Below are 14,413 nucleotides of genomic sequence, written 5' to 3'. Positions count from 1 at the left end.
AATATTCACTGTTCGAATGCAATGCCTGGAAACGACGACGGACGATCTCGACGAAACGTGCTGAAAACGTCCGCCGCGACGGTCGCTGCGGGTGTCGGTACGGTCGCCGCGGTCGGCACGGCCAGTGCGTCCGATTGGGGGATCGACGTGGGTGATCAAGTTCAGGCCTGGGGGGACTTCGGGTACGCTCCCGGCTGGGAGAACAGCGACAGAAGCGGTGACTGGACGGAGATCAACCACTCTTGGGCGGGATACGTTCGGGCGATCGCCGACGACGACGGCACGGAGGTTTACAAGGTCGACTGGCACAAGCTAGACGACGACTGGTGGATCGCGGAAGATTTCGTTCGGGAGATCTAGCCACCTCCCGCGGTTGGACGGAGCCAGCCGCAGCCGGCGTCCGCTGGCACATAAAACGTTTTAGGGAGGTCAGTCGTACCGAGAGGTATGACTGAGTACACCATCGAGTTCGTCGGAACGGGTGAGACGATCACCTGTACCGACAAAGAGACCATCCTGAGCCGGTGTCTCGAGGAGGGCATCGCCCAGGAATACTCCTGCCGGGTGGGGATGTGTCTGGCGTGTTCGGCCGAGATCGTCGCGGGCGAGGTCACCCAGCCCGCTGCCCGCGGACTCACCGAGGAAGAAGCCGAGAACTACGCGCTGACCTGTATGGCCCGGCCGCAGTCGGACCTGAAACTCGACCGCGGGAAGTATCCGCCGAGCATCGAGGGCGACCTCGAGGCCGTCTCGAGCGACGGCGCGGTCGCCGACGACTGACCGGTTAGTCCGCGACGGCGCAGTTGTTCGGTCCCAGCTCGAGTTCGAACGCCGTTTCGTCGTCGATCGCCTCGTGCCCGAGGTTCGCCGCCACGATGCGCTCGTGGTTGGACGGCCGCGGCGGGAGGTCGCTCGTCGCGTGGGCCAGGAACTCCCGATCGTTCATCGAGAGCGCCTCGAGCCGATCGCGGAGGTCGCCGAGCCGGGCGGCGTAGGTCCCATCCGCGCGCGACTCGGCGGCGTCGCCGTAGTGGCCCGGCGCGATCGTCGTGTCGTCGGGGAACGCGAGGACGTGGTTTTGAAGCGTCTCGTACAACGCCTCGGCAGCGGCGGCTGCGCCCTCGTCGCCGCGTTCGAGGTCCGGTCGGCCGATGCCCTCGAGGAACAAGGTGTCGCCGGTAAACAGGGGCCCGGCATCGTCGCCGGCGAGCCGAACGGAGACGGACTCGCTCGTGTGGCCGGGGGTCGCCACGACGGTCAGCGTCGCGTCGCCGACCTGCAGTTCGTCACCGTCGGAGACGGTCGCGGCCTCGAACGCCAGCCCGCGGTCGGTCGCGCCCGCGGGAACGACGGCCGTCACATCGGTTCGGTCCGCGAGCGTCCGGACGCCGCTGACGTGGTCGGCATGGACGTGCGTGTCGATGGCGTACTCGAGGGTCGCGCCCCGGTCGTCGGCGTCGGCAGCGTATCGGTCGGCGAAGGCCCGCAGAGGGTCGATCACCGCGGCTTCGCCGTCGCTGTAGATCGCGTAGGCGAGACAGCCGCTCGAGGGGCGGTCGTACTGGACGACCGTCGCGGGCGCGTCGACCGGCAGTTCGCGGGCGAGATACAGGTCGGCCCAAGCGTCCATCCCGCCGGCGAGGTTAGCCGCGTCGATCCCCGCGTCCCGGAGCAGGGAAACGGCGTGGGCGCTCGCCTCGCCGTGTCCACAGACCGCCAGGATCGGCTCCTCGAGGTCGGCCGCGAGGTCGGTCACCCCGCCGGTGGCCTGCGCCTGGACGAACTTCATATGCGGAACCTGGACGGCCTCGACGCCCTCGCCCGCGAGGTGCCAGCGCTCGAACTCGTCGCGGTCACGGACGTCGAGGACGGTCAGTTCCGACCCGGTTCGTAGCCGCTCGGCCAGCGCCACTGGCGTGATCGAGGGGACGTCGGCCGGTCCGTCGGCGTCGCTCCGGTCGGTCATGGGTTCGGATACGTGCCCGCCGCTGGTAAAGCCGCGGGCGGACGCCGCCGGCTAACGTTCAACACCCTGGCCGGTGTCGGGCCGGTATGGACGCCGACGAATTCGAAGATGCGGTCGCGGAATCGATGGCAACCGAACTCGAGCGGCTCGGCTCGTCGAAACGCCTCGTTGCGCTGACCGACGCGGACCTGACCGAAACGCAGGTCCTCCGGACCGCTGCGGACAGCGAGCGCGTCGCCGCGGCGACCCTCGCCGAGTGGACTGACGACGAGGACCACGACGGGGCGCGCGAGGCCTTCGCCGACTTCCGCGAGCAGGAGCGAGACCACTGCGACCGCATTACGGACTTGCTCGAGGACGAGTACGAAGGCGACGCCGAGAGCGTCGACCCGATGCACGCCGAACTTCGCTCGCTCGAGTCGACGGCGGCCCGGCTGGGCGGGCTCGTCGGGCGAGCGCTGGTCGGGGATCGGACCCACCTGCAGGTAGTGAGTTTCTTCGTCAACGAGGGCGACGAGGAGCGAGCCGACTGCTTCCGGGACCTGCGAACCGAGACGGTCGCACAGGGCGAGCGGGCGGCCGCGTTGCTCGAGGAGGTCTGTGGGAACGAAGACGAGTGGGACGAGGCTCGGGACGCGGCCGAGGCGGTAATCGAGGCCGCGTACGACGCATACGCGGGTTCGTTGGACAACTTAGGGATCGATCCGAAACCAATTTGCTGAGGCAGGGGCAGTGATTAAGTCTGACGGCGTACTTTCCTCAGGCCAAGCATCGTATCTGTGAGCGATCATCGAGAGCGAGTGATTTTAGAGGTCTCATCCTCACATGTCGAGGTCTTTGGTTATAATTTATAAATTATTAAACCACACACAACTATTCCACTCCAAAAAATTTATTTCTGACTAACCCTTATGGGATATATGGCCAGTTCAACAGGGATTATACTCCTGTCTATATATTTGATTCAATTTCTAATCGCTATATTCGTATACGTGGACATGTGTCGCTTTGACCTTGATGAATTTCAGCGATATGACCTAGCCATTCTCATTCCTCTTGGTGGTCTTTTGTTATTTCCCTATTATATATTTAAAAGAAATGGTTTTGAGAAAAGTAAATCTACCCAAGTCTCATATGCTAGGATCAAATCAATACTAGTGTCTACGAGAGCAAAATTGTTTGCTCTCACCCTTATAACTGGAGTTCCTTTTAAAGCAGCTGGATCTCAAGCACCAGGGTCGAAATCTCAACTTGTCCTTCTTGTGATCAGTGGAATCGGTGCGTTCCTTCTTTTTAGAATATTACGCCAGTATCATACTGCATGAATACCTTAATTTCCTACCTGATGCGCACTCACACGTCCAGCACTCAGGAACGGTCTAGTTCTGCACATTCTCGATTGATACCTTCCCAACGAGAGTTTAGTGCGGTCTCTGGCGGTTATAGTAGCGCATAAATTGTCTAAGTAACCCGCGGACACTCGATCAACTTCCCACCCACAAGTTATGAAAGCGGTCAATCCGCATGAAGGTGTGAAACCACTTTTCGATCAAGCAACACTCGATATAGCTGACCTGACTGCTCAGTCCTACTCAAGAGAGGCAGTCCAATAGTCGAATTGGTCAACGAGAAACATAGTCTCAGAAAGATCATGTTTCTCCTTGAGTTGATGCAGAAACGCAGCTGCTGGATCGGTACCATGCCGACCAAACAGTCGAAGGTGAGAATCAACCTTGTCTCGATGTCTATTGCAGCATACAACCGAAGCCATTCGCCATTAATTTTGACAGGGGTTTCGTCAACTGCGACCTTGACGACTTCGCCGTCGGCGGGTCGCAACCGCTGTCAGCCAGACGATAGACTCCATTCCAAATCGCTCCATGCGAGCCTTCAACACCGAATTCGGATAAAATCGTTGTTATTTCATTAAGGGAACAACTAGTTTCGTGGAAGTGAATGGGAACGTCCATTGAGGCGTTCACCGTCCGCTCGGTTTCCCACGATTCTTCTAAATCCGCCGAATAACTCCCGCTGATCAGGTTTAAGAGCATCCTTGGACAAGAAATTCAGCGGCCTGCTCACTTCTCAACCTGAACCAACTAGACAGTGCCGTGTTATAGAATCTACCACAATTCCTTCCACTCCTCTATGAAGCAATCGGCGGCGCATCCGGCAAGATTCGTGCAACCGGGAATATTAACGTCATCGAGTACCGCTGAAACACCGTCAGCGGAGGAAACGCCGAAGCACACAATCAGCCAACAGGCCACGGCGACTGGCGGGGCGGGGCTTCCGATCGTACACAATCCACAGTTCTTTACCTGGTTTAGACAGTAAAGTACGTCAAGGGCAATGTCATCGCCACAGCCGCCACATCCACCCACAGATGCAACCTGTACTCCACCAGACCCGTCAGCACTGCGTCCAGTCCCATAACGTTCTCTTTCTATAATCTCGGCGGTGGGGGCGGACCCCGAGGCTTTGGACAGTGTGCCACGTGCTTTCTCCACATTACTGTCCGAAATTTGAGCACGGATAACAGTCATCACGCGCTCGTCGCTGTTTATGTGTGTGACGTCGATCTCGTCTGTTTCCGGAGTCACACTCACATGAACGTCGTCGGTACGGAGGTCCGATGCACCGATAGAAACGAGATAGCGGTGCATTTCTTCGTCCGTCGTGGTTCGTTGGAACAGGGGCTCGGGATCGTCAACCGTCGCCTGCAACCGAGCGTGGGTTCCCTTGGGCCAATCGGCGTCGAGCGCAGGAACCCGCTCTTCGAAGTAGAACGCCGCCGTTCGTCCGTTCTCCGAGTCAGTGACGACCAGCGATCCGTAGTTCGCCGGAATCAAAACGATTACCGACCCGTTCTCCAGCACTATGGTGTCGTCCGACTGTAGCTCCAGTCCTGGAATTTCCTTCATGATCGACTCAACTTCCGTTCTCGCCAGCAACGAGTCGATATCGACTGTCGCGTTATTCGCTGATGCGGTGCTTACGCCAACGAGTCCGGTAGCCGATGCTGTACCGAACGCCGCGGTGCTTTTTAGTATTCTTCTTCTATTTATTCTATTATCCTTAGACATAAATTTTTATTTTACTCTTAACTATAATAAATCTTTTCATGTATCAGATAGAGGGACCGGCGGGAGCAGTCGATCCGTGTTGAAAACCGTTTAAAACCACTTTTAGACGTGGCTTCGAACCTGTTGTTGAAACGTGGAGAACAAGAAAAGTCAGATATCTACCAGCGGCAGCGAGAAACTGAGTAGTTTGTGTAATATTTAGTCTATATAAAATCCATATTTCTCGATGAAGGGCAACCAGTCAGGATTTTTAATGGACATGTGATGGAAGCAGAACTCGACCATGTGATCGAAAAGATGTAGAAGGTGAACGGGATCGTTCGGACATCTTTGTCGCAATTCTTACTTACAGTTCACGGTCCTGAAATATGAGTATAGACAGCTAGAAGTGGTGAAGATGGACCTTCCTCCCTTTGATCCGCTCTGCGGTCTAACGGCTCGCGGTCCCCATCACTCGACGAAGTCAATGTCCTCGCCGTCCGCGGGCTCGGGCTGGACCGGCTCCTCGCCGTCCGGTCGGCCGTAGATCTGGGGCGACTGGACGCCCGTGACGACGATCATGGTGCGCATGCTGCCCTCGAGGCTCTCGTCGATCGAGGTCCCCCAGATGATGCGTGCGTCGGGGTCGATACGGTCGTAGATCTCCTCGACGACGCCTTCTGCCTCCTCGATGGCCATGTCGTTGCCGCCGGTGACGTTGACCAGCGCGGAACTCGCGCCGGAGATGTCGACGTCGAGCAGTGGCGAGCGCAAGGCGGTCTTGACCGAGTCCTCGGCCTTGGCCTCGGAGTCGGCCTCGCCGAGGCCGATCATGGCGACGCCGCCCCGTTCCATGACGGTGCGAACGTCGGCGAAGTCCAAGTTGACGAGGCCGGGTTTCGTGATCAGTTCCGTGATCCCCTTCACCGAGCGCATCAGCACCTCGTCGGAAACTTTGAACGCCTGTCGGACGGGCAGTTTGCCGACCGAGTCGAGCAGGCGGTCGTTGGGGACGACGATCACGGTGTCGGAGACGTCCCGCAGGCGCTCGAGGCCGGCCTCGGCGTTGGTCCGGCGAACCTCGCCCTCCGCGGTAAAGGGCGTCGTGACGATCGAGATCGTCAGCGCGCCGGCCTCGCGGGCGGCCTTGGCGACGACGGGTGCGGAACCGGTCCCGGTACCGCCGCCCAGTCCAGCCGTAACGAAGACCATGTCCGAGCCGTCGATGGCCTCGTAGATGTCCTCCTGACTCTCGAGGGCGGCCTCCTCGCCGACCTGGGGCAGGGAACCGGCCCCGCGGCCGCCGGTCTTGTCCTCGCCCATGAGGATCTTGGTGTCGGCCTCGATTTCGACCAGGTGTTGGACGTCGGTGTTGGCCGCGACGAGTTTCGCGCCGTGGATCCCCTCCTCGTGCATGCGGTTGATGGTGTTCCCGCCGGCACCGCCACAGCCGACGACGGTGATGTCGGTCTGGAGATCCTGGAGAACGTCCTCGAGTTCGTCGTCGGTCATCGTCCCGGTCTGTCGACCGTCCGACCCAGTGTTGTCGGCCGACTGTCCGCCCTGTGGCGTCTCGTCGGGGACCGCGGCCTCCCCGTCTTCGGCCTCGTCGATTGCGTCGTCGATGAGAGAGTCCATTCTTGGCCCTGTCTAAAAGATGGAGCATAATTACCTTTCCCCTACACGTCAGCCGCCTGTCTGACGCGGTAATCGATTCATACGTGTCGAACGCAGGACACCACGAAAGCCGCGACAGGAGGGGTATAGGTATCTATTACTGTCGAGTTCCCGTTCAGTCAGATCGGAAACCGTCGCGTACGCTCTGTCAGAACCCTCTCGGGACTGACCGTTTCGCCGTCGACGGTCACCGGCTCGCCGTCGGCGAGCGTGCCGAACTTCGGCCCTTCGGGAACGCCAGCCTCGCGTGCTAACTTCGGATCGAAGGCCGTCTCCTCGGCGACGACGGCCCCGGCCTCGAGCCGGACGGCGTCGAACTTCGTCTCGAGGACCGCGGCCAGGTCGTCGACGATCGCCCGCCGCGGATCGCTCGTGTCGGCGTCGCGTTCGTCCCCGACAGCGCCGTCACGGTCGTCCGCGGCATCGCCCGCGCTCGCGGGAATCGCCGCCCGCGAGCCGACGCGTGTTCCGCCGTTGTCCGTGGTGAAGGCGACGGTGTGGTTCTCGACGATCGTCCGGACCCGGTCGGGGTCGATCCCCTGTGCGGTTTCGACGAGATCGGCCGGGAGGTCGACGACGCGGATCGCGTCCGCCCGGCAGTCGCCGAAGCGAACGCCGTCGGCGATCGGGCCGAGGTCGGCTTCGATCCGATCGACCAGTTCGAGCGGCCGGTCGTCGACCTCCCGCAGCCACGTCTCGCCGACGAGCCGGCAGTCGAGGTCGGCGAGGGTCTCCTCGAGGACCGGCCACTCGCCGTCCAGCAGCGCGATCTCGGCGTCGCTGGCGTCGAACGCGCGCTCGAGGACGTCGCGGTGGGCCGTCGGATGACCCATCGCCTCGAGGGCCCAGTCGGGGGCGACGTGGCCGACCGCCCAGTCGGTCTCGCGGACGATCCGTTCGAACCGCGGGGCGTAGTGGTTGCCGCCGAAGCCGACGACCTGTCTGGAGCGATGCGGGTCGACGTCCCGAAGCGCGAGGATGGCGCGGGCGACGGCCTCGGCACCGGCGGGGTCGTCCCACTGCTCGTCGCCGCTGCCGAGTTCGGCAAAGAGCGACGGACAGCCAACGTCGGTGGGGCCGTGGTGGGTCCCTTCCATGCCGACCTCGTACTCCTCGGGCGCGTACTCGTCGAAGGCCTCGAGCAGGCGGGCTAGCGCGTTCGGGGCGGCGTCGGCCAGCGCGTCGGGCTCGCCGCCGAACTCGGCGGGACCGAAGTTGCCCGTGAAGTGGCCGGTCAGTAGCGGACCTGTGTCGCCGGAGTGTCTCGAGGCGAACACGAGCAGGTCGGGATCGCAGTCGAAGGCCTCGGCGGGGGCCTCGAGTTCGATGTGGAGGTCGTCGAACGAGCGGAGTTCGGCCCCCTCGGTCCGGTAGTACGTACCGCCGCCGTCTTCGGCCGGCCGGGCGTCGTCCTCGCGTCGCTCCCAGTCGGCGTTCTCGCGGAGGAACTCGCAGACGTGTTCCGAAGCGCGGTCGGCGCGGCTCTCGACGATCGCGAGCGTCGTCATACCTGCCCGTCGGTCGGTGAACCCGTTAACATCGCCGGTTCGGACCCGCCGGCGGCATGGCGTGCCGCTCGAGTTCTAAAAGCTCGCAGCAAACGCGGCCCGTAGCTTTTCACCCATGGGAGTAGATGGCACGAAACACCGTGGTTGGGGAGCAATGATCGACGAGTCGCCCGACGAATCGGTGTCGGGGAACGGAAGCGATCGCGACGGGACACGGGAGGGTCGGCGTATCGCCGACCGACTCGGGATCCACGACCTGAGCGCGGTCGTCAGCGACGCTGCCATCGCGGTCCTCGATGGCGAGGGGCAGTTCACGGCGTGGAACGACGGCGCGCGAACGCTTCTCGGATACGACGCGGACGCGGCCGTCGGCTCGCGGTACCGCCGCCTCTTTCCGGCGGCCGAACGCGAGGCGGGCGACCCGGAGCGACTGCTCGAGGCCGCGCGCTCGAGCGGAACGGTCGAGTCCGAAGGGTGGCGCGTCACGAGCGATGGGGGCCGGGTGTGGGTCCGCGAGGTGCTGGCGACGGTCGAGGGCGACGACGTCGGCGTCGCGGTAGGGGCGGCGACCGAGCCGGCCGGCTACGTCTGGGTCGTCCACGACCGCACCGACGACCACGAGCGCGAACGGCGGCCTCGAGAGGAGAAGCACGTCGTTGAACGGGTTGTCGAGGCCCAGCCGGACATCGTCTACGCGTTCGACACCGAGAGGGAGTTCATCGAGTGGAGCGATCGCGTGCCGGACGTGACCGGCTACACCGAGTCGGAACTGCTCGAAATGGACCCCCTCGAGTTCGTCGCACCGGCGGATCGGGACCGGATCGCGGCGTCGATCGATCGCGTCCTCGAACACGAGACGTCCGTCACCGTCGAAGCCGCTCTCCTCACCGCGGACGGCGAGCGGATCCCCTACGAGTTCAACAGCGCCCGTGTCACCGACGACGAGGGTACCGTCTTAGGCTTTACCGGCATCGGTCGCGACATCAGCGACCGCAAGGCCCGCGAGCGCGAACTCCGCGAGGAGAAGGCCTTCACCGAGAGCGTCCTCGAGGCCCAGCCGGACATCCTCTATGCCTTCGACACCGAGGGGAACCTGATCGAGTGGAACGATCAGTTCCAGCACGTGACCGGCTACGTGTCGGCCGATCTCGTCGGCATGCATCCGCTCCGATTCATCGCGCCGAAAGACCGGGACCACATCGGGGCGGCGATCGATCGCATCCTCGAGGCCGGCGAGCGCGTGACCGCCGAGGGGCGGCTCCTCACCGCGGACGGCGAGCGGATCCCCTACGAGTTCAACAGCGCCCGCATCACCGACGACGACGGCACCGTGTTGGGCTTTACCGGCGTCGGCCGCGACATCAGCGACCGCAAGGCCCGCGAGCGCGAACTCGAGCGCCTCGAGCGGCTCAATGCGATCGTCCGGACGATCGACGAGACGATGGTCGCCGCCGAGACACGCGACGAGATCGAGCGGGCGATCGTCGAGGCGTTCGCGGCCGCCGACGCCTACCGGTTCGCCGTCATCGGTCGGGCGGACCCCGGTGGGACGGACGGCTACGCCTGGACGCCCGAAACGGGGGCGGGGATCGACCCGACGGCCGACGCGGATCTCCTCTCGTCGTTCGTCGATCCCCCGGCCGAGGCCGACGGCTCGCCGGCGCTCGAGAGTCGGAGCGTCCAGCGCTACCGGGCCCTCCCCGAGAGCGATATCGCGGCGTGGCGAACCCACGCGGCGGCCCGCGAGTACGCGTCGGTCGCGGTCGTCCCCATCGTCGCGAGCGATCGCCCCCTCGGCGCGCTCGTGATCGCCGCCCGCGAACCGTCGGCGTTCGCCGACCGCGAGCGGGAGGTGTTACAGGAGTTCGGCGGCACCATCGGGCACGCGATCAACGCGATGGCGGTCCGCCGACTCCTCTATCTCGACACCGTCGTCGAACTCGAACTCGAGTCGACCGACCGCGGGGACGTCTGTATCGATCTCTCGTGGGTGGCGGGCTGCGATCTCTCGATCGACCACGTGTTGCCGCTGACCGACGAGGTGTTCGTCTACTATCTCACCGTGTCAGGCATCGAACCCGACACGCTCCGATCGGCGGCGACCGAGGCGGCCGCGATCACGGAACTGCGTCTCATCGACGCCGACGACGACGAGAGCTACTGGGAGATCGTCGTCCGAGGCTCGACGATCACCGAGCTACTCGGGGAGTACGGGGCCCGCCTCGAGTCGAAGGTCGTCCGGGAGGGCTCGGCCGAGTTAACCGTCCAGACCAGCCCCGACTCGGATCTCCGGGAACTCGTCGGGGCGATCACCTCGGCCTACCCCGACACCCGGCTCGTCTCGAAGCGGACCGTCGATCGGCCGGTCCGGACCCGCGGGGACTTCCGGCGGACCGTCGAGTCGGCACTGACCGAGAAACAGCGCCTCGCCCTCGAGGCGGCCTATCACGGCGGCTACTTCGAGTGGCCGACGCGAAACAGCGACGCCTCGGAGGTCGCCGACCGGCTCGACATCGCCCGCCAGACCTTCCACCAGCACCTCCGGGTCGCACAGGCGAAACTGCTCTCGGCGTACTTCGGCGACGACGACTGAGCCGATGGCACCACCGAGCGATACCAGAGTATGCTGGTACAGTTCTTTCCACCGCTCGCTGTCTCTATCCGCCAATGAGTTTCCCCCCGTCCCTCGAGCTGACGACGACCGCGGCGGACGTCCTCGCGGACCCGCACCGGCGGGCCCTCCTCGCCGTGTTGCGCGACCGCGAGGGGCAAACCCCGACGGCCGCCACAGCGACGGGACCCGCCATGCCGATCGCCGACCTCGCGACCGAAGTCGCGGCCGTGGAACGGGGCACCCCGATCGTTCCCGACGCCCACTGCGAGCGCCTCCACATCGAACTGATTCACCGGCACGTCCCGCGGCTGGTCGACCGCGGTGTTCTGTCCCGGGACGCCGACGGCGACGACCCGGCGGTCTCGCTCACCACCCACCCGATCCTCGATCTCGAGTGGGTCGAGAGCCTCCTCAAGGATCCGACCGGGGACGACGTCCCCGTCGCAGGGGAGACGCTGACCCGGACCCTCGAGGCGCTCCGAGAGCCGCGGCGTCTGATCGTCTGTACCGAACTCGCGAGTCGGGGCGGACCGATCGCCGTCGACGACCTCGCCGCCGGCGTCCTCGTCCGGGAGGGCGAGGCGGACCGTCCCGCCGACGTGGTCGGCTCGCAGCGGACGGCCGTGGCGACGGAGCTGGCCCACAAACACCTCCCTGCGCTCGCGGCTGCGGGGCTCGTGGCCCACGACGACGAGTCGGGACGGGCCGCGCTCGAGACCGACGCGCCACACTGGGACGTCGACTGGCTCGCCGACGGGCCGCTCGCCGAAGCCGCCGCGCTCGTTCGGTCCGACTCGACGCGACGAGCGCGACCCGAGAGCGAGCCGTCGGTCCCGGCGCAGCCGATCGCTCGGGACTCGGACGAGAGCGGACGGACGGGGACGGATGTCGAGAGCTGCTGGACGCTCGAGGGCGAGGCGAACGTCGCCGAGCGGGGCGACGAGATCGCCGCCGGGGCCGACGAGGAACTGTTCGTTATGGCGCCCAGCGCCGTGTTACTCGGGTCGACCTGCCTCGAGAACCTGCGGGATGCCGCCGACCGTGGAGTCGACGTCTACGTGGCGTCGCGGTCGCCCCGCGTTCGCGACACGGTCCGGTCGGCGGTACCGACCGCGACGGTCTGTGAACCGCGGTTCGACTGGTTCAGTTTCCCGGTGGACGCGCCACAGTGCGGATACGTCCTCCTCGCGGACCGCGAGGCGGCCATGCTCGTGACGGCCGAGCGCGACGTGGGCGACGAGTCAGTACGAGCGGGCGCGATCACCGGCGAGGGCCGCGAGAATGCGGTCGTGTCGGTCGTCCGCACTCAGCTCGGACCACGGCTGGACCGGCTGCCGACCGCCGGCGACGAAACCGACGGGACGCCCCTGCCAATGTGACGGCTCATACGGTTTGCTGTAACTGACGGACAGTAGACCGTATCAAAGGACCAGCAAGGCTATGAAGCCGGCGTAGCCGACGACGAGAGCCGCGCCGTCGAGTCGCGTGAGCCGCCGGCCGTAGCTCATCATGCCGACTAACACGAGCGTAAAGGCGACCATGACCGGGAGTTCGAACCGAAGCGTCGCTGGCTGGATCTCGATCGGCGTGATCAGCGCCACGACCCCGAGTACCGCGAGGACGTTGTAGATGTTCGAGCCGACGACGTTCCCGACCGCGAACTCCGTCTCGCCGCGGACGGCACCCACGACCGAGGCCGCCAGTTCGGGCAACGACGTCCCCAGCGCCAGCACCGTCAGCCCGATGATGAGGTCCGGGACGCCGAGCGCCGACAACAGCCCCGTCCCGCCGGCGACGAGCCACCGCGAGCCGACCACCAGCGCGATCAGGCCGGCGACGACGAGCCCGATATCGCGGATCGAGACGCCCGCGTCGGCGTCCGGATCGTCGGCCACCGACGGCGGATCCGCGTTCACGTAGTAGAGGAGAAAGGCCGTGAATCCGGCCAACACCAGCAGGAAGATCGCGCCCTCGAGGCGACCGATCCGCCCGTTTGCCCCCAGCCCGACCAGGAGCAGGGCCGCGAGTACCATTGTCGGGACGTGCCGGCGGAGGACCCGATCGCCGATCGGAAGCGGCTTGATCAACGCGGACACCCCCAGCACGAGCCCGATGTTCGCGATGTTCGAGCCGACGACCGTTCCCAGTCCCACGTCGCTCGAGACGTTCAGCGCGCCGATAGTCGAGACGAACAGTTCGGGCGCGGTCGTCGCGAAGGCGATGACAGTCACGCCGACGGTCGTCGCCCGCAGCCCGATCCCGAGCGCCAGCCGCCCCGCCCCCGAGACCAGTAGCTCGGCACCGCCATACAGCGCGACGATACCGGCCGCCAACAGGAGGAGATACAACGGCGTTCCCGAAAGCATGGCGGCGGCTACTCACGAGGGGCCTAAAAGCGACGCGAAACAGCTCGTCGCCGCGTCGGCACTCGTTGCGCACGCTCGGCCTGTCTCGCTGCAGTGGCGCGCACTGTCGGCTGGCCGAACGGTAGTGAGGACAGCCGACGAAACTGCGCGAGGGGTGAGCGAAGGAACGGAGTGACTGAGCGAATCGGCTGGGGAGGGCGTGGCCGCTCCCTGCAGCCACGATAGCAGGACGCTTGTCCGTAGTCGCTGTCGGCAATCCGGACCACCCATCGAAGGCCGCTACTGTGATCAAAGCGAGCCACGAGTCCCTGCCGGAGCCGGTCCCATTATAGGTCCCCCGTGCCGACTACCGGGAAACGATGGCAATGGACGTGTACGGGCTCCTCGGCAACCCGGTGGGACACTCCCTGTCCCCGCCGATGCACGAGGCGGCCTACGACGAACTCGGCCTCGAGGCCCGCTACGTGACCTTCGAACCGGATCAGGACGCCCTCGCGGCCGCGATCGAGGGGGCCGACGCCCTTGGGGTCGCGGGGCTGAACGTGACGATCCCGTTCAAACAGGAGGCGCTCGAGATCGTCGCACCGGAGGACTTAGCGACCCGGATCGGCGCGGTCAACACGATCGACTTCTCCGGCTCCGGGCCGCCGACGGGCTACAACACCGACGCCGTCGGCGCGTTACGCGCGCTGCGGGACCACGACGTGGACCTCGAGGACGCGCGGGCGGTCGTCGTCGGGGCCGGCGGGGCCGGGCGGGCGGTCGCGTTCGGGCTGGCCGACGCCGGCGCGACGGTCGCGATCGCCAACCGTACCGAGCCCAAGGCCCGCCAGCTGGCCGAGGCAGTCCCCCGGGCGAGCGGCCACGGGCTGGCGGACGTCGAGCGGCTGCTGTCCGAGGCCGACGTGCTGGTCAACGCCACCAGCGTCGGGATGGAGGAGGACGCGACGCCGGTACCGGCCGACGCGCTCCACGGCGATCTGGCCGTCCTCGACGCGGTGTATCAGCCCCTCGAGACGCGACTGCTGCGCGACGCGGCCGAAGCGGGCGCGACGACGGTCGACGGCGCGTGGATGCTGCTGTATCAGGGCGTCGAGGCGTTCGAGATCTGGACCGGCCGGGACGCACCGGTCGAAGCGATGAACGAGGCACTGCGCTCGCGGCTGTAACCCAGCGCCAGCACCGCGGGACCGACAGTATCAGGCGAATTTAAGTGT

Annotated in this window: 12 protein-coding genes and 1 pseudogene; 7 read left to right on the top strand and 6 right to left on the bottom strand. The window is 64.9% G+C overall.

Annotated elements, in window-relative coordinates; translation table 11 throughout:
* Positions 1–21 precede the first annotated feature (21 nt).
* Together ACSBP4_RS09145 and ACSBP4_RS09140 are read left to right on the top strand one after the other, a co-directional pair.
* Complete coding sequence (locus ACSBP4_RS09145) at positions 22–360, top strand: twin-arginine translocation signal domain-containing protein (protein WP_049905800.1); 339 nt, start codon at positions 22–24, stop codon at positions 358–360.
* Between the two features lie 87 nt (positions 361–447).
* Positions 448–780 carry a 2Fe-2S iron-sulfur cluster-binding protein gene (locus ACSBP4_RS09140; RefSeq protein WP_049964979.1) on the top strand — a complete coding sequence of 111 codons (333 nt, stop codon included), beginning with the start codon at positions 448–450 and terminating at the stop codon, positions 778–780.
* Positions 781–784: 4 nt separating this feature from the next.
* Here the strand turns inward: ACSBP4_RS09140 and ACSBP4_RS09135 are convergent, their stop codons facing one another.
* A complete protein-coding gene (locus ACSBP4_RS09135; protein ID WP_435552027.1) occupies positions 785–1,966 on the bottom strand; it encodes an MBL fold metallo-hydrolase in 1,182 nt (393 codons plus the stop codon).
* A gap of 86 nt (positions 1,967–2,052) precedes the next feature.
* On the opposite strand from ACSBP4_RS09135, the gene ACSBP4_RS09130 reads away from it, so the two are divergent.
* Together ACSBP4_RS09130 and ACSBP4_RS09125 are read left to right on the top strand one after the other, a co-directional pair.
* Entirely contained in the window at positions 2,053–2,688 is a 636-nt protein-coding gene (locus ACSBP4_RS09130) for a rubrerythrin family protein (RefSeq protein ID WP_435552026.1), read from the top strand.
* A gap of 198 nt (positions 2,689–2,886) precedes the next feature.
* Entirely contained in the window at positions 2,887–3,291 is a 405-nt protein-coding gene (locus tag ACSBP4_RS09125; RefSeq protein ID WP_136396861.1) for a hypothetical protein, read from the top strand.
* Between the two features lie 96 nt (positions 3,292–3,387).
* On the opposite strand, the pseudogene ACSBP4_RS09120 reads toward ACSBP4_RS09125, so the two are convergent.
* From ACSBP4_RS09120 to ACSBP4_RS09105, 4 genes and pseudogenes are all read right to left on the bottom strand, one after another.
* Positions 3,388–4,017: pseudogene (locus ACSBP4_RS09120) on the bottom strand (DDE-type integrase/transposase/recombinase).
* 72 nt (positions 4,018–4,089) lie between these two features.
* A complete protein-coding gene (locus tag ACSBP4_RS09115) occupies positions 4,090–5,052 on the bottom strand; it encodes a hypothetical protein (RefSeq protein WP_373633037.1) in 963 nt (320 codons plus the stop codon).
* A gap of 450 nt (positions 5,053–5,502) precedes the next feature.
* Entirely contained in the window at positions 5,503–6,669 is a 1,167-nt protein-coding gene (gene ftsZ, locus ACSBP4_RS09110; RefSeq protein ID WP_373633035.1) for a cell division protein FtsZ, read from the bottom strand.
* A 158-nt stretch (positions 6,670–6,827) separates the two neighbouring features.
* Positions 6,828–8,216, bottom strand: coding sequence for a D-aminoacyl-tRNA deacylase (locus ACSBP4_RS09105; RefSeq protein WP_435552025.1), 1,389 nt, complete (start codon positions 8,214–8,216; stop codon positions 6,828–6,830).
* A gap of 154 nt (positions 8,217–8,370) precedes the next feature.
* Here ACSBP4_RS09105 and ACSBP4_RS09100 point away from each other — a divergent pair, with 154 nt between their 5' ends.
* Complete coding sequence (locus ACSBP4_RS09100; protein ID WP_435552024.1) at positions 8,371–10,809, top strand: PAS domain S-box protein; 2,439 nt, start codon at positions 8,371–8,373, stop codon at positions 10,807–10,809.
* A gap of 74 nt (positions 10,810–10,883) precedes the next feature.
* Positions 10,884–12,209, top strand: coding sequence for a DUF7344 domain-containing protein (locus ACSBP4_RS09095; protein WP_435552023.1), 1,326 nt, complete (start codon positions 10,884–10,886; stop codon positions 12,207–12,209).
* Between the two features lie 42 nt (positions 12,210–12,251).
* Here the strand turns inward: ACSBP4_RS09095 and ACSBP4_RS09090 are convergent, their stop codons facing one another.
* Positions 12,252–13,196 (bottom strand): calcium/sodium antiporter, encoded by a 945-nt coding sequence (locus tag ACSBP4_RS09090; RefSeq protein WP_435552022.1) that lies wholly within the window; start codon positions 13,194–13,196, stop codon positions 12,252–12,254.
* Positions 13,197–13,561: 365 nt separating this feature from the next.
* On the opposite strand from ACSBP4_RS09090, the gene ACSBP4_RS09085 reads away from it, so the two are divergent.
* Positions 13,562–14,365: a shikimate dehydrogenase gene (locus ACSBP4_RS09085; RefSeq protein ID WP_435552111.1), complete on the top strand. Its 804-nt coding sequence runs from the start codon at positions 13,562–13,564 to the stop codon at positions 14,363–14,365.
* Positions 14,366–14,413: the final 48 nt, after the last annotated feature.

Source organism: Natrinema sp. CGMCC1.2065, from assembly GCF_051225675.1.
GTDB classification, from domain to species: Archaea; Halobacteriota; Halobacteria; order Halobacteriales; family Natrialbaceae; genus Natrinema; species Natrinema thermotolerans.
This window is presented reverse-complemented; position numbering and strand designations above follow the sequence as displayed.